Source organism: Corallococcus interemptor, from assembly GCF_003668875.1.
Taxonomy (GTDB): Bacteria; Myxococcota; Myxococcia; order Myxococcales; family Myxococcaceae; genus Corallococcus; species Corallococcus interemptor.
In genome coordinates this window covers 1-23,511 of sequence record NZ_RAWM01000140.1, presented here as the reverse complement: position 1 = coordinate 23,511, position 23,511 = coordinate 1, and the positions used below count along the sequence as shown (strand labels likewise).

The window sequence follows — 23,511 nt, the reverse complement described above, 5'->3', positions numbered from 1 at the left end:
CTCGTCGCCCTCGTCGTCACCGCCGTCGTCGTCCCCCTCCGCCCCCCGAGGCGGACGACGACGGCGGTGACGACGAGGGCGACGAGGGCCCCGACGAGGGTGACGCCTCCGCGGGGGGCGCTGCCCAGAACGGCGCCCCTGGAGCCCCCGGCCAGGGCGGCCGCCGCCGCCGCCGCCGCCGCCGCCGTCGTGGCGCGCAGGTGCACTTCACCCCGGAAGGCCAGGCCTACCGCATGACGGCGGGCCCGGACGGGCAGCAGGTCCAGGTCTTCCTGACGCCGCAGGAGCTGGAGCAGTACCGCCAGCGCCAGGCGCAGCAGCAACAGCAGCAGCCCCAGGGCGGCGGCCAGCCGCAGGGCCAGGAGCACCGCCCGCAGGACGGCGGTCAGCCACCGCCGCCGCAGCAACAGCCGCGGCATGAGCACAACCGGCATCAGCAGCAGCAGCGCGGCGGCGGACAGCAGGGCGCGCCGCAGCAGAACCTGGCGCCCGTGGAGGGCGTGCTGGACACGGAGGCCAAGGGCCCCAACGCGTTCCTGCGTCAGGTGAAGCGGAATCTCCTGGCGTCGCCGGACGACCCGGAGCTGCCCAAGAACCTGGTGCAGAAGCTGCGCCTGCGGCAGGGCCAGTACCTCACCGCGTTCGCGCAGATGCGCGGCCACAAGGGCGTCATCCAGAAGGTGGACACGGTGGACGGCCGCCCGCTGGACGGCGCGCCCCGGCTGCCCCACTTCGCGGACCTCACCTCCGTGGACCCCACCGAGCGGCTGAAGCTGGAGAACGGCCACAAGGAGATGGTCACGCGCGTGTTGGACCTCATCGCGCCCATCGGCAAGGGTCAGCGCGCGCTCATCGTCGCCCCGCCCAAGACGGGCAAGACGATCATGCTCCAGCGCATCGCCCAGGCCATCATCCAGAACCACCCGGAGTGCCACGTCATGGTGGTGCTCATCGACGAGCGCCCGGAAGAAGTGACGGACATGCGCCGGAGCATCAAGGCGGAGGTCATCGCCTCCAGCTCGGACCGGCCCACGGGTGACCACCTCAAGGTCGCGGAGCTCGCGCTGGAGCGCGCACGCCGGCTGGTGGAGTCCGGCAAGGACGTCGTCATCCTCCTGGACTCCATCACCCGCCTGGCGCGCGCCTACAACAAGGAGGTCGACAGCTCCGGCCGCACCATGACGGGCGGCGTGGACAGCCGCGCCCTGGAGCGCCCCAAGCGCATCTTCGGCGCCGCGCGCGCGACGGAAGAGGCGGGCTCGCTGACCATCATCGGCACGGCGCTCATCGACACCGGCAGCCGCATGGACGAAGTGATTTTCGAGGAGTTCAAGGGCACGGGTAACTCCGAGGTCACCCTGGACCGCCTGCTCGCGGAGAAGCGCGTCTTCCCGGCCATCAATATCGCCCAGTCCGGCACGCGCAAGGAGGAGAAGCTCTTCACCCTGCGCGAGTACGAGAAGGTGAAGAAGCTGCGGCAGATGCTCTTCGCCGTGAAGCCGGTGGAGGCCATGGAGGCGCTCGTCAAACGGCTCGGCCGGTACACCTACAACGACGAGTTCTTCGACGAGATGTAGGCCGTGCCCGCCCGCGCGGGGGTGGTGTGGCGAGCCCTGGATTGCGTAAGGTGAGCGCATGATTCAGGGCTCGGGCCGCTGCCACTACCACCCGGACCGCGCGGGCCTGGGCGTCTGCGTGGAGTGCCGGCGCGTCATCTGCCGCGAGTGCACCACGCAGTTCGAGGGCATCAACCGCTGCGCCAGCTGCCTCGACACGCGCCGCAAGGCGCTGGAGGGGCCGCCACCCCGGCGCGAGTGGAGCGTGGCGCACGTGGTGCTCGCGCTGCTGGGCGTCGTGCTCGTGTGGGGCGGCGTGCTGCTGGCCGCGCACGCGGTGAGCTAGCGCGATGGCCGTCTCCGCCTTGGAACTGCGCCCCCGGGGTCCGGTGGCCTTGATGGACGCGGCGCTGCGGCTGTGCGCGCGCGACGCGGGCGTGTGGGCCCTCACGCTGCCCGGAGGCGCGGCGGTGGTGGCCGCGCTGCTGCACCTGTGGGACGCCGTGGATCACGGCCGCTCCCCCACCCTGCCCGCGCTGTACGTGACGCTCGCGTGGTTCCTGCGGGGCGTGGGCCAGGGCGCGGCGTGCCACTACGTGCAGGAGGTGCTGCTGGGCGCGAAGGCGGAACCGTCCGTGCGCCAGTCCCTGCGCGCGGCGCTGGGGCGGCTGCCCAGCCTGTTCATCGCAGTGGCGTACCTGGCCATCTTCAACGTGGTGACGCTGACGTTCTCGCTGGGCATCGCGCTGGTGCTGCTGGCGGGGCAGAGCGTGGGCTACGCGGCGACGATGCAGGGCCGGGGCAGCCCGCTGAAGCTCTACGGCACGGGCTCGCGGCTGTTGGGCCCGTCACGCGGGACGGCGCTCGTGGTGCGCTGGCTGATGGGCGTGCAGGTGCTGGTGTTCTTCAACCTGCACGTGGGGCTCAACTTCCTGTTGTACCTCGGGCGTCAGCTCGTGGGCATCGACCTGACGTTCGCGGAGCGGTTCGCGTCGTTGGACAACCCGCCGTGGCTGGTGTTCCTGGTGGCGACGACGTTCGCCCTCTTCGAGCCCCTGCGCGCGGCGACCGCCACGCTGCTGCTGGTGGACGGGCGCGTGCGGCAGGAGGGCCTGGACCTGCTGGCCGCCGTGCAGCAACTGCCGGAGCGGAGCACGCAGCGCGGAAGCCTCGCGTCGAAGGGCGTGGCCGCGGCCCTGATGCTGGTGACGGGCCTGCTCGTCGCCACCCCCGCGACGGTGGAAGCCGAGCCCGTGGACCGCAAGGCCGTGCGCGCCCGGCTGGTGAAGGTCGCGACGGAGTGCGAGCTGCCGGAACTCGTGGAGGGCCCGGCGCTGAAGGACTTCGACGCGCTGGACGCGCGAGAAGCCATCAAGCTGGAGCGCTTCGTCCGCCGCCTGGAGCAGCAGGCGTTCGACGATGAGGACTGCGAGAGCGCGGGTGTGACGCTGGAGGAGGGCCTCACGCAGGTGACGGCCACGGCCGAGGCCCAGGCGCGCGCGGACGCGAGGGCCGCGACGGACCGGGCGCGGGCCATCCTCGCGCGGCCGGAGTTCCAGGAGCGCCCGGAGAAGGCCCCGGCCGAACCCAAGGAGGAAGAGGTCCCTCCGCCGGAGTCCAGCTGGTGGCGCCGCTTCATCGACAAGCTGGGCGCGTGGCTGCGCGACTTCTTCAAGCGCCACAACCCCGAGCCCCGGTCGCGGGACACGGCCCTGCCCGTGAGCGGCGGCGCGGCGGCGAACGCCCTCGTCGTGATGCTGGTCGCGCTGACGCTGGCGGTGCTGGGGGTGGTGGTCGTGAGCATCCTCAAGCGCAAGCGCGCGGACACGGGCCCGGCGCTGGAGGTGAGCACCGTGGACGCGGCGGCGCTCGCAGGCAGCGCGAACCATGCGCTGTCACGTCCGCCAGAAGGCTGGGCGCACCTGGCGGACGCGCTGGCCGCGAAGGGCGAGTACCGCGAGGCGGTGCGCAACCTGTACCTCGCGCTCCTGTCGCGCCTGCACCGCGACGGCGCCATCCACTACGACGAGACGCTGTCCAACTGGGACTACCTGCGCGCGTTCCGGGGCCGCCCGGAGGTGAAGGCCCCGTTCCGCGAGCTGACGCGCCGCTTCGACTTCGCCTGGTACGGCAACGTGCCCGTGGGTGCCGACGGCTACACCGAGTTCCGCGCCATCACCGCCCCGCTGCTCGCCGCGCCGCCCGCGCAGGAGGCCGCCGGTGCGTGACCGCTTCCCGTTGCTGGTGCTGGGCAGCCTGCTCCTCGCGGGCGTGCTGGGGGCGTTCCTGGTGCGGGGCGCCCAGCGCGGCGGCTTCGCGGATCCGCTGTCCACCTTCCGCGCGGAACCGGACGGCGCGCGCGCCCTGTACCTGCTCGCGCAGGAGAGCGGCCTGCCGGTGACGCGCAACATGGCGGACCTGCGCCTGCTCTCCGGCAAGGGCGCGCTGGTGCTGCTCGCCGTGGAGGTCCAGGACTCGCACGAGGAGGATCCGGATCAGACCCGGCTCGCCTCGGATCCGGACGCGGGCGTCAATGACGAAGAGGCGCCGCACCAGGGCTTCAACGCCCTGCGCGCGCAGCAGCTGGACGACACCGAGGTGGAGCGCGTGCTGGCCCATGTCCGCGCCGGGGCCTCGCTCGTGTACGTGCCCTGGGGCTCGCGGGAGAACGCGCTCCTGGATGAGCTGGGCGTGAAGCTGGACAAGGCGGACGTGACGCTGCCCATGCGCACGCTGGTGCCTCCGCTGCCCACGCCGTACACGCTGGGCGTGGAGCGCGTGGAGGCGAAGGTCCAGGCCTACCTCCGGCTCCCGGAGGGCGCCATCACCGTGCTGGAGGATGAGCGCCTGGGCTTCCCCGTGGCGGCGGTGATTCCAGCGGGCCTGGGCCGGGTGCTGGTGGTGGGCGCCCCCGAGCTCGCGATGAACCCGGCGCTCACGCGGGCGGACAACGCGCAGTTCTGGCTGAGCGCGCTGGGCGCCATGGGCCCCGGCCCCTTCGCCTTCGACGAGTTCCACCACGGCTTCACCAACGAGCGATCGCTCGTGGACTTCGCGCGCAGATACGGTCTGCACTTCGCCGTCGCGCAGCTGCTCCTGGGCGTGGTGCTGTGGGCGGGCGCGCTGAAGCGCTTCGGCCGGCCCCTGCCTCCGTCCGAGTCCATGCGCGTGGGCGCCACGGACGCCCTCTTCGCCATGAGCCGCCTGTACCGCGAGGGCCAGCACCACGGCTTCGCGGCGGGGCTGATCTCCCGCGGCCTCACGCAGCAGCTGGCACCGCTCGCGGGCCTGCCTTCGCACTCCACCGCCGCCGCCGTCGCGGAAGGGCTGCGCACGCGCGGCCGCCAGGACCTGGCGAACGGGCTGCTCGACGTGGCCCACAAGGCGGAGCACGTCCAGAGGGACGCGGACCTGCAGGACCTCGCCACCTCCGCCGCGCTCGTGCGCGAGCGCATCCACCCCGCCGGCACCGGCCGGCACCGCCCCGGAACCTCATGAACGCCCCGCCCTTCTCCCCTCCTCCCTTCCCGGACAGCGGCAACGCCGTGCGGTCCGCGAACGCCATCCGCGAGGGCGTCCTCTCGGAGGTGCGCAAGGCCGTGGTCGGGCAGGACGAACCGCTGGAGCTGATGCTCTGCGGGCTCGTGGCCGGTGGGCACATCCTCCTGGAGGGCGTGCCCGGCGTGGCCAAGACGCTGATGGCCAAGGCGCTGTCGCGCAGCGTGGGCGCGGACTTCAAGCGCATCCAGTTCACGCCGGACCTGATGCCCGCGGACATCCTGGGCACCAGCGTCTTCGACCTGAAGTCGCAGGCCTTCGTGCTCGCGAGGGGGCCCATCTTCACGGACCTGCTGCTGGCGGACGAAATCAACCGCGCCCCGGCGAAGACGCAGTCCGCGCTGCTGGAGGCCATGCAGGAGCGCGCCGTGTCGCTGGAGGGCAAGAACCTCCAGCTGTCGCCCATGTTCACGGTGTTCGCCACGCAGAACCCGGTGGAATCGGAAGGCACGTACCCGCTGCCCGAGGCGCAGCTGGACCGCTTCCTGTTGAAGATCGACGTGGGCTACCCCGCGCCGGAGGAGGAGGACGCCATCCTCGAGTCCGTGCACCGGGGCTTCGACGCGGGCGACCTGGCGCGCGCGGGCGTGAACGCGGCGGTGACGAAGGACGACCTGCTCCAGGCGCGCGCGGCGCTCAACACCGTCAACGTGGAGCAGCCGGTCCTCGGTTACATCCGCAAGCTGGTGGCGGCGACGCGCAGCTCCCCCAACATCCGCCTGGGAGCCGGCCCCCGCGCGGGCGTGCACCTGCTGCTCGCGTCCAAGGCGCTGGCGGCGCTGCGGGGCCGCGACTTCGTCACCCCGGACGACGTGCGCTTCCTGGTGGGCCCGGTGCTGCGCCACCGGCTGCTCCTGTCGCCGGACGCGGAGCTGGACGGGGCCACGCCCGCGGACGTGCTGCGCGAGGTGGTCCAGGGCGTCGAGGTCCCCCGGTGATTCCCTCCGAGCGCCTGTGGGGGCTGCTCGCCCTGCTCGCGCTGCCCATGGCGCTGGCGGGCTTCTTTCCGGGCCTGGGCGGCGCGGTGCTGGCCTTGGACGCGCTGGCCGTGGCGCTGGCGGCGTTCGACTTCCTCCAGGCCCGCCGCGTGCGGCTGGAGGTGGAGCGCCTGCTGCCGGAGCGCCTCAACGTGGGCGTGGCCAATCGGGTCGAGCTGCGGCTGGTGCACCGGGGCGGCGGCACGGTGGAGGTGCGCGTGAAGGACGACGCGCCCGCCTCGTTCACCACCGAGCCCTCGGAGGCCACGCTGCGCCTCACGCCGGACAGCCAGACGCAGTGGGTGTACCGGGCCACGCCCTCGAAGCGAGGCAAGTTCAGCTTCGGCGCCATTCACGTGCGCGTGCGAGGCCCGCTGGGACTCGTCTCGCACGAGCGGGCCTTCCCCGCCGAGCGCAGCGTGTCGGTGTACCCGGACCTGCGAGGCGCGCGGAGGCTGCTGTTGTCGGGCGCGGCGCTGGACCTGGTGAACCTGGGCCTGCGGCAGCTGCGGCGCGACGGCCAGGGCAGCGAGTTCGCGCGCCTGCGCGACTACGCCCAGGGCGACAGCGTGCGCGACGTCGACTGGAAGGCCACCGCGCGCCGGGGCCGGCCGGTGACGCGGGTGCTGGAGTCGGAGCGTTCGCAGGCGTTGATCATCTGCGTGGACGCCGGGCGCTCCATGGCGGCGCAGGTGGACGGCCTCACCAAGTTGGATCACGCGGTGAACGCGGCGCTGTTCCTCGCCTTCGTGGCCATCCGCAACGGAGACCGCGTGGGACTGGCGCTCTTCGCTGACGGAGTGAAGGCCTACCTGCCGCCCGCGGCGGGCCGGGGCCAGTACCGCAAGCTGGTGGACACGCTCTACTCCGCGACGCCCAGCCTCACGTACGTGGACTACCTGGCGCTCTTCAAGGAGCTGAACGTGCGCCTCAACCGGCGCAGCCTGCTGTGCGTCTTCACGGACTTCCTCGACGAGGAGCAGGCCGGAACGCTGGTGGCCCCGCTGCACCGGCTGGCCCGCCGCCACGTCCCGCTGTGCCTGTCCGTGAAGGACACGGCGCTCCAGAAGCTCCTGCGCACGCCGCCTTCAGGCCCCGAGGAGGCCTTCCAGCACGCGGTGGCATCGGAGCTGCTCACGGACCGCGAAGTGCTCAAGGCCCGCGTGAGCAGGGGCGGCGTGCAGATGCTGGACGTGGCACCGGATGAGCTGAGCCTCGCGGCGGTGAACCGGTATCTCGACATCAAGGCGCGCGGCGTCCTGTAGGAGGCAGCATGTTCGGGACGGCGGACCTCTCTGCGGAGTTGGTAGGCGACAGCGAGACGCACGTCCTGCAACCACTCCTCGACCGCTGCGAGGACTACCACCAGCTCGTCTACGGCCGGCCCGCGCTACCGGATCAGGCCCGGAACATCCCGAGTGAACGGCCGCCAGGGCTCGCCCCTGGCCAGGCCCACCTCATCGCCCTCCGGGACGCGCAAGGCGGCCTCGCGGGGGTGCTCGAAGCGCTGCGCGACTTCCCGGCACAGGGTGAGTGGTACATCGGCCTGCTGCTCCTCGCCCCGGAGGCCCGGGGACAGGGCCGGGGCGAAGCCGTGCTCAGCGCCTACGAAGCCCACGTGCGAGCCCACGGCGGCCGGCTGCTGCGGCTGGCGGTGGTGGAGCACAACACGGCCGGACGCCGCTTCTGGGAGCGCGTGGGATTCCAGCCGGAACAGTGGGTGGGGCCCATCGAGCATGGGCTCAAGCGGAACCGGGTCCTGAAGATGACCAAGGCGCTCGACTAGGCACCCTCGCGCAGCCAGCCCACGAAGCGTGTGTCGGGCACGTCGCCGCGCACGCGGTGCAAACCCCGCTTGAACAACGCATAGACGCGGAAGAAGCGCTCCAGTCCCGCGCGCTCGGAGGCCGTCATCGGGTGCGTCCCGCACACCACCTTCGGGTCGCCCTTCCCCGCGTCGATGAAGCCCAGCACGGCCACCACCGGCACACGCACGCGCTGGCCCTGGGACAGCCGCGGCCCCAGCACCACCGCGTCCAGCGGGTCCCCGTCATCCGACAGCAGACCCGGAATGGACCCGTAGTTGTACGGACACGGCAGCGGCGACACGAAGTCCACCGAACCATCCGCGCGCCGCTTCACCATGGAGAAGCGCGGGCATTCAATCAGCACCTCCGGCTCGCGCGGCAACGGAGGCACGGCCAGGTCCGGCCCGCTCATCCCTCACTCCGCCGGCCGCGCACCCAGTCCGACAGCAGGTACGCGTAGACGCCCGTCCCCACCGTGAGCGCGAACGAAATCTTGAAGGCCACCGACAGCTTCGGCGGATGGATCTGCGACACCGTGCCTTCGATGAAGCCCGCCAGCACGAACAGCACCAGCGTGCCGAACAGCAGCTTCACCGCCGTCACCGCCTCCTTGCGCAGCGCCTGCCCGCGAGACAACCCACCCGGCGCCACCATGCCCCGCGCGATGACGAGCCCCGCCGCGCCCGCGATGCAGATGGCGGAAATCTCCGGGATGCCGTGCGGGAGAATCCACGCCCAGAACCACCCCGTCATCCCCTTCGCCGCGTACACCTGCGCGAGCGCCCCCAGGAACAGGCCGTTGGTGAACAGCATCACCGCCGTGCCCAGCCCCAGCGTGATGCCCAGCGCGAACGCCAGGAAGGCCACCTGGATGTTGTGCGTGAAGAGGAACGAGGAGAACTGCGCCTGTTCCTCCACGGACAGCCCCTTGCCCGCGGCCTCGTCCGCCGCGCGCTTCACCGGATCCAGGTTCAGGTGCTGCTCCGGCACCAGGTAGTGCGCCGCGTCCGGATCCACCACCATGCCCACGTAGCCGAAGCCCGCGCCCGCCAGGAACAGCAGCACGGACGCCACGTACATGCGCCACTCGTGGTGCAGCAGCGCCGGGAAGCCCCGCGCGATGAAGGCCCACACGTCCGCGAACCGGGGACGGCGGCCCGGGTACGTCAGCGCGTACGCACGGCCCACCAGGTCGTTGAGGTACGCGCTCACGTCCGCGGAGCCACTGCGCGCGCGCACCCACAACAGGTCGCTGGAGACGGCGCGGTACAGCTTCCCCAGCGAGCGGGCCTCGTCCAGGCTCAGCCTGCGCAGCCCCTCGCCCTCGGACTTGTCCAGCAGCGTCTCCAGCTGCTGCCAGCGCGGCCGCCGCGTCTCGATGAACTCCGCCATCTCCATGCGCCCACTCTAGCCGAGCGCCGGAAACAGCGAGGCGCCGGCCGCCCTCCCCGTTTCGAGGGAGGACTCCGGCGCCCCGGTGCTTCAGGACCTCGGGAAGCGCTACTTGACCAGCTTCTCGAGCGGCTTCTTCTCGGAGGAGGCCTGGGCCTCGGTCCACTCGACGACGGGCGTCTGCCACGCCATGCCCGTCTCCTCCGGGTCCGAGTCCAGCTTCTCGAAGTCGAAGCCGTCACCGCCGAAGTACAGGTACTCCACCGTGGCCACGGTGTACTCCTTCTTCGGATCCAGCGGCTTGCCCTGGGCGTCCTTGAACTTGCCCTTGCCCGCCTGGGTGAAGCCGGCCACGAGCGCGTCCGGGTTCGCCAGCTGCTTGGCCAGGTCCTCGCCCTTGAGCTTCACGGTGAGCAGCGAGTTCTCGAACGGGAGCGCCGAGTACACGCTGCCCAGCGTCACGTCACCCTTCGGCAGGCCGTTGCGGATGCCGCCCTTGTTGAGGATGGCCGCGTCGGTGTTGAGCTGCGAGCGCACCGCGCCCGCCACCCACTTCGCCATCAGCGGCGAGTCCAGCGGGATGCCCGCCTGGGTGAAGCCGATCTTCCGGCCCAGCGCCTGATCCACCTTCGTCTGCCATTCGGCAATGCGCTTCGCCGTCTCCGCGTCCGGCGTGCCGCCCGACACCTGGACGACCTTCGTGTCCACGCCGGTCACCTTCTGGCCCGCGCCCTTCGCCGGGTCGAACTTGAACTGCGCGCGCAGGTACGACTCGAAGCCGCGGCCCAGCGACGCGTACGTGGTGTCACCTTCCGTCTTCACGGCCGGGGCGTCCGTGCCGCAGCGGCCGCCGGCCACCAGCGACACCTTCCAGTCCGCGTGCTTCGCCAGCACCGGCTGCAGGTCCGTGGGGCACTGGTCCGCCAGCACCACCACCACGTCCGCGCCCGCCTTGCGCGCCTCGGGGATGGCCGCGTTGAGCGCGTCCTCGTTGGGCGTGATCTCCAGGCCTTCCGCGCGGCCGGACATCGCCGTGCGCACCGTCTTCTGCGACGTCAGGCCCACCACCGCAATCTTCAGGCCCCGGCGTTCGTAGACCTGGAACGCGGGCATGGACAGGTCCTTGGCCAGCGACGCGTCCGTCACCTTCAGGTTCGCTGCCAGGAAGGGGAAGCCCCCGGCCGCGCGGTTCTTCAGGAAGGAATCCTTGGCGTACGACAGCTCGTGGTTGCCCAGCGCGGAGGCCGCATAGCCCATGTGCCCCATCACTTCGGCCGTCGGAGCACCCAGGAAGAAGGAGGAGATGGCCGGGCCCGTCCACAGGTCGCCCGTCGTCAGGGCGAGCGTGCCGGCATCCGGGCAGGTGGCCTGGCCGTCCTTCAGCGGACCCGCACAGTGCTTTTCATCATTCACCCAGCGGCCCATCAGCTCCGCGGCGCCGCCCTTGCCTTCAACGGGCAGGAGCTGGCCACGGGCGTTGCCGGTGACGAGCACCGTCACTTCATTGGGCACGGCGGGCTTCGCGGGCTCGGCGGCGGGAGGCGTGGCCGGAGCCGGCGGGGGAGTCTTCTCACAACCCGCGAGGGCTCCCAGGGCGAGGACCAGCGCGCCGGACGACAGCGTGAGCTGGCGGGTAGGACGACGGAAGGGACGCAGCGAGAGGAGGTTCGGGTTCACGGCCGGGCCTTTAGCACATCCCCGACGTGGTAGCGTGACGCAATGACGGGCATGAAAGGCAAGGATTCCGAGCCTTTAGGAGAGGAGAAGGACGGCAGGTCTCCCAGTGGCCAGGGAGCTTCCCGGGGCCGGAACTTCGCCTCGGAGCTGTGGGGCGAGGTCCGCGAAGGCGCCGAGCACTTCCAATCCAGGAAGGGTCACCTGCCCAAGGGCCGCGTCCGCCAGTTCTTCTACGGCATGACCCTGCCCTTCCACGTCGCCCGGGTCACCCTGGCGAACCCGGCGGTCCGCGCCACCTACGTGAAGGTGACCGCGATCCAGACGGCGTTCCTGCTGGCCATCGGCGCGGGCTGGGCCTTCCACGAGTACGACGGGCAGGAGCGCAGGAAGCGGCCGGAGACGGCTGAAACGCGTGCCGCGAAGGAGCGGGCGCAGGCCCGTATCGAGGCGCGGGCGAAGGAGCTGGAGGCCGCGCTGAAGGCCCGGAAGGGCCAGGGCGCGGAGCAGGAGGACGCGGCCGCCGTGAAGAATGCGCTGAGCGCGCTCATCCATGAGGCCGTCAACTCTGGCAAGCAGGGCGAGCTGCCTCCGGACGAAGCCGCCGCTGTCGCCGCGGAAGCGGCGGAACAGGCCGAGGAAGCGGTCCCGGACACGGAGGACGCCGAGGAAGAGTCGTTCACCGACTTCATCCAGACGGAGGTCGAGTCCGCCTTCCGGGACGCGGTCGACGTCTCGCAGGAGGAGGCCAGGGGCCTCCGCATCCAGAAGGAGCCCCAGAAGAAGGGCTTCAACATCGACGCGCCGGAGGTGCGCAACGGCATCCTCCTCCTGGGCAGCTGGGAGTTCTGGGCGCTCTTCTTCGGCTCGTTGAGCGCGGTGCAGTGGATCGTCGTCGCCCTGTCGCGCGACTACCACACGGTCATCTCACGCGAGGCCAGCCTCGCCACCGGCGTGCCCCCCGAGGACCCCGACATCGCCCCGCGCGTGCGCCTCAACGTCCCGTGGATGCGCGCCAAGCTCCAGCGCCGCATCAGGGCGTTCCTGCTGTTCGTGATGGGCTTCCCCGCGCTGGTGCTGCTGTGCATCCCCCTGTGCTGGTTCCCGAAGTCCTTCACCCTCCTCAGCGGCGCCTGGGGCTTCTGGTGGCTGATCGTCTTCACCGCCGCCAAGAGCGACCGCGCCTGGATGGCGCCCGTCACCCGTCCGCCCTGGTTCGTGCGCGCCTGGAGCCGGCTGCCCACGCATGGGGCCCTGCGCTGGATGATGACGGGGCTCGCGCGGCGCTCGGAGGCCGTCGCCGCGCCCATCGCCGCAGTGGAGCGTCAGCCGTGGGTCTTCGCGGGGCTCGCGCTCACGCGGTTCGTGGGCAGCATCCCGCCGTTCCGCTGCTTCACGCGGCCGTTCATCCCGGTGGCCTCGTCGCACCTCATCGGGCTGGACCCGATGCAGCCGCCCGCGCTCAAGAAGGGCGAGTCGCCGCCCGCGCACGACGCGGGGGACTGACTCACACGTCGGAGGGCGCGTTGCCTTCGGGGGGCAGGCCGCCAATGCCCTCCAGCGGAACATGGGGTTGCTGGGGCGCGCCCAGCTCCAGCCGCTGGCCCTCCTCGCGGCGGGCGGGCAGGTCGATGACGCTCTGGAGCTGCTGGCTCACGGAGCGGAAGAAGCCGGTGAGCAGCTCCGGCCGGTCCGCCAGCAGGTCCAGGAAGTCGCGCCGGTCGATGACGAGCACGCGCGTGTCCACCGCGGCCACCATGTCCGTGGGACGGGGCGCGCCGTCGAGCAGGCTCACTTCGCCGATGGCCTCCTTCGCCTGGAAGCGCAGCACGTGCTCGCCGTTGCGGAACGCGTCCACCGCGCCCTCGACGATGACGTAGAGCGCGTCGCCCGGGTCGCCCTGGCTGTAGAGCCGCTGGCCCGTCTTGAAGGATTGCTCGCGCGCCACCTCCGCGATGGCGGCGATGTCGTCCACGTCGCTCTGCGAGAAGACGCTCACGCCCTCCAGGGCGAACATCCGTTGGACGATGGTATCGCTCATGTCACCTTCCTGCGGGAGCACATCCAGGCCGTTCACCCGCGCCACGTGGCGGGCGCACGCGCGCAGCACCAGGTCCTCGCTCTGCACCAGCCCCGCCAGCCGCCGCCACAGCCGGCCCGGCGCTCCGGGCGGCAGCTCGCGGTGGTGGGCCTCCACCTGCTCCATCACCAGCTCGCGCTCCTCCTGCGCCACCAGGTTCTCCAGCAGCTCCAGCGCATAGGCGCGCCGGCGCGAGTCGGTGCCCACCAGGTGCTGGTGGATGCGGCGCATGGCCTGCGGCGGGTGCAACAGGCCCAGGAGGAAGAACGACAGCTCCAGCGCCTGATCCAACCGGTCCCCCACCGCGCGCGTCAGCAGCGACTGGGGCCCCAGCGCCGCCTGCACGTCGCGGAAGGCCCCCACCAGCTGGCGGTACGTGTCGCGGCGGCGGCCCAGCGCCTCGTGGATGCGGTCCACGTCCACCGGGTGGTCCGGCTGCTCTTCACGCAAACGCGACAGCTGCGCGCCAATGCGGAAGTGCAGCGCCGCGTCGTCGCGCACGTTGGAGAACAGGAGCGCGTTGAGCGCCGCGGAGGAACCGATGCCGCGCAGCACGCGGGGCAGCTGCATCCGCATGGCCAGCGGCGCGGCCTTGTTGTTGAGCTGCAGCTCCAGCAGCGGCGTCACCGCGTCGCCCAGCTGCACCAGCGACTCACGCGCGGAGGGACGCTCCTCGCGCCAGCCCAGGAACGGCAGCAGGCGCGGCGCCAGCTCCACGTAGCCACCCTCCCCCACCGCCACCAGCGCCACGCGCCGCACGGAGAGGTCCATGTCCTCCAGGTAGAGCGACAGCTGCCCCGCGAAGCGAGGGTCCTTCAGCCGGCCCAACAGCCGCGCCACCTCGCGCCGCTCGGCCACCGGAGCGTGGTCCCCCTTCGACAGGAGCTCGCGCAGGGACTCCAGCGCCGCGGAGTTGCCCTGCGTGCGCATCAGCGCGCCAATGGCCGCGCAGCGCAGGCCCACGTCGGGGCTGGTGAGCAGCGGCGGCAACAGCCGCTCCGCGCGCTCCGGGGACAGCCGCGCCAGCGCCCACACGGCCTGATCACGAGGGCGCCGGGGCCCCTCCTCCACCAGCCGCTCCAGCATGGGCGCCAGCTCGCGCGCCTCCATGGACAGGGCCAGCGTCACGCCGCGCTCCTGCACGCGCTCGTGGGGATGGGAGAGCAGCGACGCCAGGTGCTGCCGCAGGGGCGAGGCCTCCGCGTGCTCCAGCATGTCCACCGCGCGCAGCACCCGCTCCGGCGTGGGCGCGCCCAGCGCATCCACCAGCAGCTTCTGCGCCTCGCCGCCCAGCTCCACCTCTTCCTCTTCGTGGGCGCCCACCTGCTCGCCCAGCGCCGTGAGGTACGCGGGCTTGAGACGCACGAGCAACAGGCCCAGCGCGGCGCACAGCCCCACCACCGCCACCGCCATGGTGATGCCGTTGGCGCCCCGGCCCGCGCCGATGAGCAGCAGGCCCGCCAGCACCACGCCACCCTTGCGCAAGAGCCCTTCCACCGCGCTGCGAAGCCCCTCGCGCTGCTCGTCCGGCACCGCCGCGTAGAGCAGCTGGATGCCCACGGGCAGGATGGAGTAGCTCACCGCCGTCTCCACCAGCCGCAACAGATGCACCGGCCACAGCTGCCCGGTGGCCAGCGTGGCGCCCGCCAGCGGCGCGAGCACCAGGGGCACCAGCGCCAGGTACATGAGCAGGCCCATGCGCTTGAGCAGCCGCTGCGCGACGAGCAGCTGGAAGGCCACGCAGAACAGGCCAATCCACAGCTGCAGCGACCCGAACAGCGCCGCCAGCCCGTCCTCGCTCAGCGTGCCCTCCACGCGCAGGCGGAAGAGGTAGTCCACGAAGGACGACAGCACGGCGAACGCGATGCCCAGCGCCGCCAGCACCTGCGCGTACGGGCTCTCCCCCAGGTAGCTCCACGCCGGGAACCACGCCTGCAGGGAGCGCGTGCGCGACGGCTGTGCCGCTTCCCCCTTGTGCAGGTGGTGGAAGATGGCGCCCGCGGCCAGCAGGTTCACCGCGCCGCTCACCACCACCGCGGGCGTGCCCAGCCGCACCGCCAGGGCCTGCACCAAAAGGCCACCCGCGATGCCGCCGCCCATGCCGAAGCCGTTGAGCACCGTGAAGGCCCGGCGCGCCTCGCGCGCGTCGAACTCGGAGGCCATGCGGCCCCAGAAGCGGAACGACACGAACGTGCTGAAGCAGTCCGCGAAGAGGTACAGCGCCAGCGCCGGCATGCGCTGCCCCGCGGACAGCGCCGCCGCCAGCCCCAGCGCCAGCACCCCGCCCACCCCGGTGAGGATGCCCGGGGACTCACCTGGGGAATCCGGCCGGCCGCGCGGCAGCAGCGTCAGCGACGCCGTCATCAGCGCACCCAGCAGGTAGAGGTATGGCAGCGCCTGGGACTCGAAGCGCGACAGCACCAGCGCGTTCGCGGACGTCTTGAGCTGCGTCACCCCGGCGATGAGCGCGAACTGGAAGGCACCCGCCGGCAGGACGCGGCGGTTCCAGGATGAGGTTTCGGAAGAGGCCACGGGCGCGGGAATGCGGACAGGATAGCGTGGAGCCCGCTAATCACGAATAACACTCTTCGCGCCCCGGCCGCACCTGCCCTCCGGCCCGGGAAGGCCGCCCGCCTGCCCGGCGACAGAACGCAGGCCGCGTGGCGTACACTCCGGCGCCGTGACGCCCACCCCCGACACCCTGCTCGACGGCACCCACACGGTCCTGACCCCGGAGTACGTGGAGTTCCGCTTCACGCTGGCGGGGGTGTACTCGCGCTTCCTGGCGTGGCTCCTGGACGCGCTCATCGTCGGCTTCGCCACGATGGCGGTGCTGGTGGTGTTCCAGGTGGCCATGGCCGCGTTCCCGGGCTTCGCCAGCGCGCTGGGCATCGTCGTCTACTTCCTGGTGGACTGGGGCTACGGCATCACGCTGGAGACCGTGTGGGCCGGCCAGACGGTGGGCAAGCGCGTGATGTCACTCCGGGTCATCCAGGAGAGCGGCGTGCGCATCGGATTCTACCACGCGGCCCTGCGCAACCTGGCGCGCGTGGTGGACCGGCTGCCCCTGCTCTACCTCGTGGGCGGCTCGGTGGCGCTCGTGTCGCGCTCGCACCAGCGGCTGGGGGACCTGCTCGCGGGCACCATCGTCGTGCGCGAGCGGCGCCTGAAGGTGCCCTCCGCCATCGAAACCCGCGGCGAGGAGGGCCTGCTGGCGGATCCGCTGTTCGTCTCACGCGTGAAGCGGCTGTCCACGGAGGAGCGGGAGCTGGTGCTGTCCGCCGCCCTGCGCCGCGAGGAGCTGCGGCTGGAGGCCCGGCTCACCCTCTTCTCCGCGCTGGGCGCCCGGCTCCAGGACTCGCTCGCCATGGAGAAGCCCGCCCACCTCTCGGATGAGAAGTGGACGCTGCTCGTCGCCGCCGCCCTGCTGCCCGCCCCGGGACAACGCCCGGGGCGCTCCAGCAACGGCCCTAGAAGTACGTCGCGAAGCCCACCGAGCCCGTCAGCGACGTCTGCGTATCCTCGTTGAGCGCCAGGTAGAAGTTGTACTGCGCGCGCACGCCCAGGCTCACCGAGTCACTGAGGAAGAAGTCCACGCCCGCGTTGGGCCCGATGCCCACGAAGTTGCTGACGGTCTCCTTGAAGACGATGAGGTAGCTCACGTCCGTGCCGATATACGGGCGGATGGTCTCCTCCAGGAGCAGGTAGCGGATGCCCAGCGACGGCGCCAGGCCCACCACGCGCTTCTCCGGCCTGGAGAACGTGTCCGTCGGGAACATCAGCTTCGACAGCGAGACGACCTCGAAGCCGTTCTCGATGTAGAGGCTGCCCTCCAGGCCGATGAAGGGCGTCCCCGCGAGTCCCGCGGTGCGCTTGAAGTCCATGTAGCCCAGCGACAGTCCCAGACTCCGGTTGGCGAACTGGGCATGAGCCGGGGCCGCGCCGAGCAGGGCAGCGAGCAAGCCGAAAGCACAAAGGTAGGTGCGCATGGCGCGGCACTCTACAGCCGGCCTAACCCCTGGAAAACAGCGCTGATTCAGCGGCAGCCCGGCGTTGCCTCGGGGGGTGGCGCTCTCCTACACTCGGCCGGCCATGCGTCTTCGCCTTTTCGTCACGCTGACCGCCGCCGCCTCCCTCACCACCACCGCCTGCCTCAGCACGCCGCCCCCGCATGAACGGGCGCTCATCAACAATGAGCTGTGCGCGCAGGAGATGGCCAACGGGGACCTGCAGAAGGCGGAGACCTACTGCAACCTGGGCCTGGAGTTCTCCCCCCAGTACGCGGACCTCTGGGCCAACAAGGGCCTCATCGCCATGTACTCGGGCAACAAGGGCAAGGCGAAGGAGTTCTTCATCAAGGCCCTGCGCTTCAACCAGGAGCACCTGCAGGCCTACCAGAACCTGGGCGTGCTCTACCTGGAGGAAGGCGCCTACGGAAAGGCCCACGACAACTTCAAGCGCGCCCTGCAGGTGAACCCGGACAATCTGGAGTCGCGCTACGACCTGGGCCTCACCTACATGAAGATGGGCAAGAAGAAGGAGGCCAAGAAGGAGTTCGACACGCTGCTCGCGGTCAACCCCAACGTGGCCAACGCCCACCACAACCTCGGCATCATGGCCTACGAGGACAAGGACCTGGAGGGCGCCTTCGAGCACATCTCCCAGGCCGCCCAGCTCACCCCGGACTCCGCGGAGGTGTGGCACGACCTGGGCACGGTGCTGATGGAGCAGAGCCGCTTCGCGGAGGCCCGCGAGGCCTTTGGCAACTGCGCGCGCCTGGATGAGAAGAACTCCAGCTGCCTCAACAACCTGGCCGTGGCCCAGCGCAAGGTGGCCCTCACCGACTCCGCCCTCAAGGAGCTCAAGGACACCCAGACGGCGGAGAACAGCGCCCCGGCCATGTACCTGCTCGCGCGCCAGTACCGGGAGAAGGGCCTGCTCACGGAGGAGGAGAACGCCTACCGCAAGTGCGTGAAGCTGGACGCCAAGTTCGCGCCCTGCCACTTCGGCCTCTTCCAGATCTTCTCCGCGGCCCAGAAGAAGAACCACGCGGAGACGGCCTGCAAGAACTTCATGAAGTTTGGCACGTCCGAGGAATTCCCCACCGAGTACACGACGTGTGAGAGATTCCTCGCCAACGACTCGTTCTAGCCGTCCCTTCGGGTAGCGACACACGCGATGAGCGTCCGTCTGACCGTCACACAGCGCAGCGAGGCCGGAGGCGCCTCGGGCAAAGAGGTCGTCCTCGACGACTCCGTCATCACCCTGGGGCGGGACAAGACCTGCCAGGTGGTGCTCCCGCAGCAGGCGGTGTCGCGCAACCATGCGCGCATCATCCAGGAGGGCACCCTCTACTTCCTGGAGGACCTGGGCAGCGCCTACGGCACGAAGATCAACGGCAAGTCGCTCCCCAAGGGAGAGAAGGAGCTGCTGCGCAACGGCGACGTCATCGCCATCGCGCAGTACGACGTCCGCTTCGACAAGGTCGTGGAGATCGCCCCGGACGTCAGCGACAAGACGTCCTTCCTCGCGCGCGGCATCCTGAAGGACGCCATGCGCGGCCTCGCCGGCGGCGAGGAGCGCTTCCTGCGCTACATGAACGGCCCGCGCGAGGGCCAGCGCATTGAAATCTCCGAGGCCCAGGAGCACGTCTTCGGCCGCGACGAGAAGGAAGCCGACGTCATCCTCAAGGACGACCTCGTCTCCCGCAAGCACGCCAAGGTGCGCCGCGACTGGTCCGGCACGCACGTGGAGGACCTGGGCAGCCGCAACGGCATCAAGGTCAACAAGAAGCGGGTGAACCGCAAGGCGCTCAAGGACGGCGACGAGCTGGAGATTGGCGCCACCCGCTTCGTCTACGTGGACCCCGCCGAGCCGCCCGACGAGCCGGCCGTGAGCCTCTCCTCGGAGAGCTCCGCCGTGGCCCCCGCGCCCTCGCCGCCGCGCCCCTCCCCGCCCAAGCGCGAGGAGCCGCCCCCGCCAGAGCCTGAGCCCGAGCCCGAGCCGGAGCCCGCGCCCGCGCCGCCGGAAGAGCAGCCCGCCTCCGAGGACGGCTCCGCGGCCTCCTCCGAGGAGCCGCAGCCCGACGGCGAGATGCCCATGCCGGAACCGGAGCCCGAGCCGGCCCCCGTGTCCGCGCTGGCGGACAAGAAGAAGCTCGTCCCGCTCATCGTGATGGGCGTGGTGGGGCTGAGCTTCCTCGTGCTGATGATCGCCGTGCTCGCGGGCGCCTGAAGCGCCCTCCCCGGAAACGACAAGGCCCCCGCCGCAAGCGGAGGCCTTGGGGTGCGGCCGCGGACTTTCCGCGCCGCTACCGGCCGGAGGAGATGCGCGCCACCGGCTGGATGTTCAGGTCCGGGGACAGCTCCTGGTAGCTGAGGATGGAGAACGAGGGGTTGAACTCGTACTCCAGCAGCTTGCGCACGTAGCGGCGGATGTCCATCGCCGTGAGGATGACGGGGCGCTGGGCGCTGGGCGGCAGGTGGCCGCACTCGGAACGCACCGCGCCGACGATCTCCTGGGCAATCTCCGGCTCCAGCGCCAGGTGGGCGCCCGCGGAGGTGCGCTTGATGGAGCTGCGGATGGCCTCCTCGATGTTCGGGTCGAGCAGGTACACCACCAGCGTGCCGGTGCCGCGCGCGTACTTGTGGGAGATGTAGCGGCGCAGCGAGGCGCGGACATGCTCGGTGAGCATGACGTTGTCCGCCTCCACCTGGCCGTACTCCGACAGGGCCTGGAGGATGCCGCGCAGGTCGCGGATGGAGAGCTCCTCCTCCACCAGGCGCCCGAGGATGTCCGTGAGCTTGAGCACGTTGACGATCTTCGGGACGACTTCCTTGACGATGGCCGGGAACGCCTTCTCCAGCTGCTCCAGCATCGTCTGCGTCTCCTGCACGCCCACGAACTCACGGGCGTTCTTCCGGAGCACGGCGGCGGTGTGCAGGATGATGTAGCCGGGCACGTCCCAGGTGGTGAGGCCCGCGGACTCGAGCGTCTCCCGGAACTGCTCGGGCACCCACGCGGCCGGCTGGCGCGTCGCGGGGTTGATGGCCTCGAAGCCGGGGATGTTCATCAGCTTGAGGCGCTCCACCGTGTCGTTCACCAGGATGTGGCCCAGGGTGGCCTGGCCGGTGACGACGGGCACTTCGTTGATTTGAATCTGGTAGGCCCCGGGCGGCAGGCCGCCGTTGCCGCGCGCGCGCACGCCGGGGAAGCGCACGCCCAGCTCCACGAAGAGGCCATCGCGCATGAACGGGATGAGCTCGAAGAGGAACTTGCCGCCGTCCTGCCGCGAGTCCACGAAGGGCACCAGCGCGTCGGACACCTCCAGCACGATGGGCGTGACGACGGGGATGAACAGCTCCGAGTCCGGGTTGAGCTGCTCCTTGGGCGGAGGCTCGGAGGACACAGGCGTGCCGAAGCTGGACTCCATCGCGGGGCCGGCTTCCTCGGCGGCCAGCGCCTCGTCGCGCTTGCGCATCATCGTCCAGGCGCCAAAGCCCGCGCCCGCGCCCAGCAGGAAGAAGGGAATCTTGGGGAGACCGGGGATGAGGCCCAGGCCCACGAGCATGGCCGCCGCGATGGCGATGGCCTTCGGGAAGGCGGTGAGCTGCGTGCCCACGTCCTTGCCCAGGTGCGCGCCCTCTTCCTCGCCGCCCACGCGCGTCACCAGGATACCGGCGCAGGTGGAGATGAGGATGGCGGGGATCATGCCGACGAGGCCGTCACCGATGGTGAGCAGCGTGTACTTCTGCGCGGCGTCACCGGCGGACATGCCCTTCTGCGTGACGCCGATGATGAGGCCGCCCACGATGTTGATGACCGTGATGATGATGGACGCGATGGCGTCGCCCTTCACGAACTTCATCGCGCCGTCCATGGCGCCGAAGAGCTGGCTCTCACGCTCCAGGTCGCGGCGCTTCTTCTTCATCTGGTCCTGATCAATCACGCCCGCGCGCAGGTCCGCGTCGATGGACATCTGCTTGCCGGGCATGGCGTCCAGGGTGAAGCGCGCGGCCACTTCCGCGACGCGCTCCGAGCCCTTGGAGATGACGATGAAGTTCACCACCACCAGGATGAGGAAGAGGATGGCGCCGACGACGAAGTTGCCCTGCACCACGAAGTTACCGAACGCGACCACCACTTCACCCGGGTCGCCGGTGAGCAGGATGAGTCGCGTGGTGGAGATGGTCAGCGACAGGCGGAACATCGTCGTGATCAGCAGGATCGTCGGGAACGACGACAGGTACAGCGCGCTGGGCACGTAGAGGGAGATGAGGAGCAGTACCACCGAGATGCTGATGTTCAGCGTCAGCAACACGTCCAGGATGATCGTCGGCAGCGGGACGATCATCATCGCGACGATGGCCACGACGACCACCGCCAGGACAATGTCGGAGTACTTGTTCAGGAAGCTGTTCGGATCGGCGTTGGCCATCGGCGGGGCCATCCTAATCCGTGCGCCCCCCAGAGCCCAAGGGGGGGCCTTCCCTCACCTGTCCGGCGAGGGAGCCTGCGGACAACCTACGAGCGGTCCTCGGGGGCTTCGGATTCCGAAGCCTCGTCCGAGCTCTCCAGGGCCGCGGCGGCCAGCATGCGCGCACGACGGCTCAGGGGGTCCTTGTCCTCGGGGTCCAGCGACACGGCATGCTGGAAGTCACGGGCCGCTTCCGTCGTCCGGCCCTGACGGAGGAACGCCTCGCCCCGGTTGACGAAGGGGGTGATGTCCGTGGGGTCCAGCTCGATGGCGCGGTTGAAGCACGCCACGGCGGTGTCCAGGTCTTCCAGCGCCAGGTGGCACGCGCCCAGGGCGGTCTGGAAGTAGGCCTCCGTCGAGTCCATGGCCGAGAGCTTCTCGAAGATGGCCAGTGACTCGCTGAAGTGTCCGTCCTGGAAGAGGTTGAAGCCCTCCGTGGCCCGTTCGAGCATCTCCGGACCGGACAGGGGCTTCTCGTTGTCGTTCGACACCGTGGCCTTGGATTCAGTCGTCATCGGCGCGTTCACCGGGGCGGGAGCAGCAGCGGCGGGGAGTCTAGCCCGGGGTCCCCGACAGTGCCAGACGGGGACCCTTCCAAGGCACGGGCTGACAGGGACTACTTGTTCTCGTCGATCCGCTCCTGCACCTTCGCCATCACGTCGCTCATCGACTTCTCGATGACGGACTTGAAGATGTACTCGGCGCTGGAGGACTTGTTGAACTCCTTCTTGGCCACGTCTTCAATCTGGGCCTGCGTCGCGTCGGGGTTGGCCGCGATGAACGCGTCCACCTTGGCCTGCGTCGCATTGATGGTGCGGTTGCCCGCGTCCTTGCCAATGCCCGCGAGGAAGCCCAGGTACTTCTTCGACATGTCCGTGACGACCTGCTGACCCAGCTGCTGGGTCTCCTCGGCCGAGCGCTTCTGCGCGGGAGCCTGCTGCTGCGCCGGCGCGGCCGCGGCCTGCTTGAGCTGCGCGCTGAAGGTGTTCAGCTCGCGCATCGCCTGGTTCGACGCGGCGGGGTTCGACTGCGTCGGGCCCGTGGTGCGGGCCGTGGGAGAGAAGGAGGAGGTACGGTTGATCGTGTTGGAGCCCATGGAGCAACCTCGTTCAAAAAAGCGGTTTCCAAGGTTATCGGCAGAGAGCGTAGGAGAGTTTCCGGATCGCGACCAGGGGGGCAAGCGCTTCTGCGAGGCCGGAAACGCTGCCGGCCCCGGACCGGTACCCCCGAAGGAGCACCAGCGCGGGGCCGGAGCGAACCACTCAACCTGGAAGCGACTACTTCAGGTTGTTGATGGCCGCCATCGCCATCTCGTCCATCTTCTTCATGAGGTTCGTGATGGTGCTCATGATCTGCGAGTCCTGCTGAACCTTCTTCTGCGCCTCCAGGAAGCCGCGCTGCTCCGGCGGCGCCTGGGCGATCATGTCGTCCATCGAAGAGCGCTGGGAGTTGGAGGTGCTGATGGCGGTGGAGAGGACGTTCGCGAGGCCGCTGGCCATGGTGTGCTCCTTCAGGAGGACGACGAGAGGTTTGTACGGCGACAGCTACAAAAGGATTATCGGTGGAGGACCCGCGGAGTTTCCTGGCGCATTTCCAGGATCATTTCTTTCCGCCGCCAGGCCCCCGAAACGCCGCCGGCCCCGGACCGGTACTCCCGAAGGAGCACCAGCGCGGGGCCGGAGCGAACCACTCAACCTGGAAGCGACTACTTCAGGTTGTTGATGGCCGCCATCGCCATCTCGTCCATCTTCTTCATGAGGTTCGTGATGGTGCTCATGATCTGCGAGTCCTGCTGAACCTTCTTCTGCGCCTCCAGGAAGCCGCGCTGCTCCGGCGGCGCCTGGGCGATCATGTCGTCCATCGAGGAGCGCTGGGAGTTGGAGGTGCTGATGGCGGTGGAGAGGACGTTCGCGAGGCCGCTGGCCATGGTGTGCTCCTTCAGGAGGACGACGAGGGATTTTGAACGGCGACAGCTACAAAAGGATTATCG

The 23,511-nt window shown here is 70.2% G+C and carries 21 protein-coding genes; 11 read left to right on the top strand and 10 right to left on the bottom strand.

Annotated elements, in window-relative coordinates:
* From rho to D7X96_RS32900, 7 genes are all read left to right on the top strand, one after another.
* A partial coding sequence (rho, locus tag D7X96_RS32930) for a transcription termination factor Rho (protein ID WP_121771545.1) occupies positions 1-1,577 on the top strand: 1,577 nt, incomplete at its 5' end.
* Positions 1,578-1,635: 58 nt separating this feature from the next.
* Positions 1,636-1,902 (top strand): hypothetical protein, encoded by a 267-nt coding sequence (locus D7X96_RS32925; RefSeq protein WP_120552293.1) that lies wholly within the window; start codon positions 1,636-1,638, stop codon positions 1,900-1,902.
* Positions 1,903-1,906: 4 nt separating this feature from the next.
* A complete protein-coding gene (locus D7X96_RS32920; RefSeq protein ID WP_121771544.1) occupies positions 1,907-3,784 on the top strand; it encodes a DUF4129 domain-containing protein in 1,878 nt (625 codons plus the stop codon).
* Complete coding sequence (locus D7X96_RS32915; RefSeq protein ID WP_121771543.1) at positions 3,777-5,054, top strand: DUF4350 domain-containing protein; 1,278 nt, start codon at positions 3,777-3,779, stop codon at positions 5,052-5,054. Before D7X96_RS32920 ends, D7X96_RS32915 begins: the two co-directional genes overlap by 8 nt.
* Positions 5,051-6,052 (top strand): AAA family ATPase, encoded by a 1,002-nt coding sequence (locus tag D7X96_RS32910; RefSeq protein ID WP_120552296.1) that lies wholly within the window; start codon positions 5,051-5,053, stop codon positions 6,050-6,052. The genes D7X96_RS32915 and D7X96_RS32910 overlap by 4 nt, the downstream gene beginning before the upstream one ends.
* Positions 6,049-7,356, top strand: a complete 1,308-nt coding sequence (locus D7X96_RS32905) for a DUF58 domain-containing protein (protein WP_120552297.1) — start codon at positions 6,049-6,051, stop codon at positions 7,354-7,356. The genes D7X96_RS32910 and D7X96_RS32905 overlap by 4 nt, the downstream gene beginning before the upstream one ends.
* A gap of 8 nt (positions 7,357-7,364) precedes the next feature.
* Positions 7,365-7,877 (top strand): GNAT family N-acetyltransferase, encoded by a 513-nt coding sequence (locus D7X96_RS32900; protein ID WP_121771542.1) that lies wholly within the window; start codon positions 7,365-7,367, stop codon positions 7,875-7,877.
* Here the strand turns inward: D7X96_RS32900 and D7X96_RS32895 are convergent.
* The 3 genes from D7X96_RS32895 to D7X96_RS32885 all read right to left on the bottom strand — a co-directional run bounded on the left by D7X96_RS32895 (position 7,874) and on the right by D7X96_RS32885 (position 10,968).
* Positions 7,874-8,311 carry an inorganic diphosphatase gene (locus D7X96_RS32895; RefSeq protein ID WP_121771541.1) on the bottom strand — a complete coding sequence of 146 codons (438 nt, stop codon included), beginning with the start codon at positions 8,309-8,311 and terminating at the stop codon, positions 7,874-7,876. The genes D7X96_RS32900 and D7X96_RS32895 overlap by 4 nt on opposite strands.
* The gene (locus tag D7X96_RS32890) at positions 8,308-9,297 is read right to left on the bottom strand and encodes a stage II sporulation protein M (RefSeq protein WP_120552300.1); all 990 of its coding nucleotides are present in this window, start codon (positions 9,295-9,297) and stop codon (positions 8,308-8,310) included. The genes D7X96_RS32895 and D7X96_RS32890 overlap by 4 nt, the downstream gene beginning before the upstream one ends.
* A gap of 102 nt (positions 9,298-9,399) precedes the next feature.
* On the bottom strand, positions 9,400-10,968 hold the full coding sequence (locus D7X96_RS32885; RefSeq protein ID WP_120552301.1) for a bifunctional metallophosphatase/5'-nucleotidase: 1,569 nt from the start codon (positions 10,966-10,968) through the stop codon (positions 9,400-9,402).
* Between the two features lie 51 nt (positions 10,969-11,019).
* Between D7X96_RS32885 and D7X96_RS32880 the strand changes: the two genes are divergently transcribed.
* Entirely contained in the window at positions 11,020-12,471 is a 1,452-nt protein-coding gene (locus D7X96_RS32880; RefSeq protein ID WP_147468449.1) for a hypothetical protein, read from the top strand.
* A 1-nt stretch (position 12,472) separates the two neighbouring features.
* Here the strand turns inward: D7X96_RS32880 and D7X96_RS32875 are convergent, their stop codons facing one another.
* The gene (locus D7X96_RS32875; protein ID WP_121771539.1) at positions 12,473-15,577 is read right to left on the bottom strand and encodes a cyclic nucleotide-binding domain-containing protein; all 3,105 of its coding nucleotides are present in this window, start codon (positions 15,575-15,577) and stop codon (positions 12,473-12,475) included.
* A 148-nt stretch (positions 15,578-15,725) separates the two neighbouring features.
* Here D7X96_RS32875 and D7X96_RS32870 point away from each other — a divergent pair, with 148 nt between their 5' ends.
* Entirely contained in the window at positions 15,726-16,574 is an 849-nt protein-coding gene (locus tag D7X96_RS32870) for an RDD family protein (protein WP_120553146.1), read from the top strand.
* Here the strand turns inward: D7X96_RS32870 and D7X96_RS32865 are convergent.
* Entirely contained in the window at positions 16,516-17,034 is a 519-nt protein-coding gene (locus tag D7X96_RS32865; protein ID WP_120553147.1) for a porin family protein, read from the bottom strand. The two genes, D7X96_RS32870 and D7X96_RS32865, sit on opposite strands and share 59 nt — an antisense overlap.
* Positions 17,035-17,137: 103 nt before the next feature.
* On the opposite strand from D7X96_RS32865, the gene D7X96_RS32860 reads away from it, so the two are divergent.
* A complete protein-coding gene (locus D7X96_RS32860; protein WP_199747318.1) occupies positions 17,138-18,196 on the top strand; it encodes a tetratricopeptide repeat protein in 1,059 nt (352 codons plus the stop codon).
* 27 nt (positions 18,197-18,223) lie between these two features.
* Complete coding sequence (locus tag D7X96_RS32855) at positions 18,224-19,279, top strand: FHA domain-containing protein (protein WP_121771538.1); 1,056 nt, start codon at positions 18,224-18,226, stop codon at positions 19,277-19,279.
* Positions 19,280-19,355: 76 nt separating this feature from the next.
* On the opposite strand, the gene sctV is transcribed toward D7X96_RS32855, so the two are convergent.
* The 5 genes from sctV to D7X96_RS32830 form a co-directional block, all read right to left on the bottom strand.
* A complete protein-coding gene (gene sctV, locus D7X96_RS32850; RefSeq protein ID WP_120553143.1) occupies positions 19,356-21,482 on the bottom strand; it encodes a type III secretion system export apparatus subunit SctV in 2,127 nt (708 codons plus the stop codon).
* Between the two features lie 86 nt (positions 21,483-21,568).
* Entirely contained in the window at positions 21,569-22,036 is a 468-nt protein-coding gene (locus D7X96_RS32845; RefSeq protein WP_120553144.1) for a tetratricopeptide repeat protein, read from the bottom strand.
* A gap of 101 nt (positions 22,037-22,137) precedes the next feature.
* A complete protein-coding gene (locus tag D7X96_RS32840) occupies positions 22,138-22,617 on the bottom strand; it encodes a hypothetical protein (protein WP_120553145.1) in 480 nt (159 codons plus the stop codon).
* Between the two features lie 181 nt (positions 22,618-22,798).
* On the bottom strand, positions 22,799-23,020 hold the full coding sequence (locus tag D7X96_RS32835) for a hypothetical protein (RefSeq protein WP_121725455.1): 222 nt from the start codon (positions 23,018-23,020) through the stop codon (positions 22,799-22,801).
* 206 nt (positions 23,021-23,226) lie between these two features.
* Positions 23,227-23,448 carry a hypothetical protein gene (locus tag D7X96_RS32830; protein WP_121725455.1) on the bottom strand — a complete coding sequence of 74 codons (222 nt, stop codon included), beginning with the start codon at positions 23,446-23,448 and terminating at the stop codon, positions 23,227-23,229.
* Positions 23,449-23,511 lie beyond the last annotated feature (63 nt).